Consider the following 1,555-nt stretch of genomic DNA (forward strand, 5'->3'; position numbering starts at 1 on the left):
TCAACGCATACAACGACAGAGCCGAGCCCTTCGTCTGGACCAAGAAAAAGGTCCGTCAACGCCGTTTCAAAGGCCGCCGTATCACTCAGCTCTGATTCCGGGTACTAGCTCCCCGCCGCGAGTTCTTTCTCTGCGCGTGCAAACTTGGCGATCCGACTTCTGATCGCCGCCTCACTGCGCTTCAACTTTCTCGCGATCTCTCTCGGAATGAGGCCGGCTTCCCGCAATTCTGATAACAGACGGTCGTCCTCATCGGACCATGGCGTGAATTGCTTGACTGGCAAATAGCACCTCGACTGCCTGAGTTATTTCAATGCGTATCCTGGTCTTCAGCTGTTGCGGCGTCAGCGCTTTGTCTGCAAGCTCACTGCCCATTACGCGAGAAATTCTTTTCGGAGAATACTGATCCGCGCATTGATTGCGCGGCGCAGGTTGTAACCCTCACACGCCGTTATCTTGCCGGCAGAGAGATCTGACATACACTCATCCATAACTTGCTGGATATACTCTAGTGCCATACTTTCGATTTCGGCAATCCGCCTCTCAATTCAATGCAGACATCCCTCTTACTAAGGTCGCCCAACCGAATGCGCATTACCGGCCGCTATCGGGCCGCGGCCCTTTATAGATCATCCGTACCACACGCTGACAATTCGCTGCGTCGATGGTGAGAGCTCCACATTGTATCGATCGGGTCGATAGTCCTTGGTCAGACCGTCGCCGGAATTGTAGACCCGCAATAGGCTTCCTACAGGGTTGTCTGAGACCGCCAGCCCTCCGGTGCCAGGTCCACTGAGCTTTTGCAAACTTCTCCATGGGAATGGCCATGGCAGTGGCAAGCCCTCTCCCAAGGGATCGAATAGTTCAGAACGTTCTTCAAGCTTCTGTTCTATCGTGTTCGTGCGAGCGTGAATTCGCACGCCCTTGAGTGGTTTTCCCTTGCCCCAATAGTTGGCCGGATCTCGGGTGATCACGGCGTCGGCACTCACTGGCGTCAAGACGGGGAGAGATATTCCAGCAGGCTCGTCCGCAGTGAAATCGAAGTCCTGGATCCCATCCTTTGGTACGTCAAAGTAGTACCAGGCTCCGAGCTTGGGATTTGTCCATCCTGTTGAACTCGTCCTCCCGGATGCCGAAACGACAATTTGCGGAGGATCGCTTTTGAGTATCTTTATGACTGCGCTTTGTACATCGTAGACGCGTACCATTTTCGTCACTCCCTGCTTAGGGTGCATACCGTCGTCAACGAGTAGCTTGCACCTTGACGAGTAGCTTGCACCTTTAGGCTGAGTGCGACAGCTCGTCCCTTTATCTCTCGTAGCTCGCCCGGCTTCCCGCGCTAAATTCATGTCCTTTGGCAAGTTGCTCCCCTAATTGTACAGCATCAACAGTGGATCGGGCTCCTACCTACTCTGGTGGCGCGCGGATGGTGTCTCCTTTGTACTGCTAGTACCCACTTTTCTTGGAACGTGAGTCGTGATTCAAGGTCGGGATGATACCCGAAGCAAGAGAAGTCCACCTTTCGAGGAAAGATCGCAAGGTGCTTGAGGCGTGC

The 1,555-nt window shown here is 53.9% G+C and carries 1 protein-coding gene; it reads right to left on the minus strand.

Going from position 1 to position 1,555, the window contains the following annotated elements:
- Positions 1-629 precede the first annotated feature (629 nt).
- The gene (locus tag QJT78_RS51105; protein WP_080586897.1) at positions 630-1,208 is read right to left on the minus strand and encodes a hypothetical protein; all 579 of its coding nucleotides are present in this window, start codon (positions 1,206-1,208) and stop codon (positions 630-632) included.
- Positions 1,209-1,555: the final 347 nt, after the last annotated feature.

It is taken from the genome of Bradyrhizobium sp. Mp27 (genome assembly GCF_029953005.1).
Taxonomy (GTDB): Bacteria; Pseudomonadota; Alphaproteobacteria; order Rhizobiales; family Xanthobacteraceae; genus Bradyrhizobium; species Bradyrhizobium barranii.